1 protein-coding gene is annotated in these 668 nt (G+C 60.8%); it reads left to right on the top strand.

Features of this window, described 5'->3' with window-relative positions:
- A partial coding sequence (locus WJU23_RS23540; RefSeq protein WP_346335084.1) for an Rpn family recombination-promoting nuclease/putative transposase occupies positions 1 to 668 on the top strand: 668 nt, incomplete at both ends.

Raw genomic sequence — 668 nt, 5'->3', positions numbered from 1 at the left:
TTTTTCCAGCGCCACCTGCCTGCTGAAACCGCTGCCCTCGTGGACTGGCCCTCCCTGGTCCTGCTGCCCGGCTCCTTTGTCAAAGGCAGCCTCCAGCAGGCGCACTCGGACCTGGTTTTCTCTGTCAAAGCAGGCCAGCGGGAGCTGCGGCTGTATCTGCTCTTTGAGCACCAGACCACGGTGGATCCCGCCATGCCGCTGCGCCTGCTGGGCTACATCACCGAGCTGCTGATCACCCACGAAAAACTCCACGGCCTGCCGCTGCCGCCCGTGCTCCCTTTTGTCCTGCATCAAGGACCCGATCCGTGGACCGTCTCCACCGATTTCAGCGCGCTTTTTGACCTGCCCGAAGACATGACCGAGGCCCTGCGGCCCTTTTTACCCGTCTTCCGCCACGGCCTGCTGGATCTCACCCAGTTCGACCCAGCCAGTGAAGAGGACCAGGCACCTTTGCGCATCGTTTTACAGTTGATGAAACTGGCGCGGCAGAAGCGCCTGCTGGATTTCTTCGACTGGCTGGCCAAGGAATTCGCCAGCCAGATCTCGGATTCGCTTTTGAGGACCAGCCTGGTGTACGCCTTCAACGTGGACAGCAGCCTTGACCTGGAGCAGATCGCCCGTAGAATGGAAGACAACCGCACGTTGCGGAATCAGACCATGTCCATCGC

The organism is Prosthecobacter sp. SYSU 5D2 (genome assembly GCF_039655865.1).
Taxonomy (GTDB): Bacteria; Verrucomicrobiota; Verrucomicrobiia; order Verrucomicrobiales; family Verrucomicrobiaceae; genus Prosthecobacter.
The sequence above is the reverse complement of the archived record's forward strand: the minus strand, read 5'-3'. Positions and strand labels throughout refer to the sequence as shown.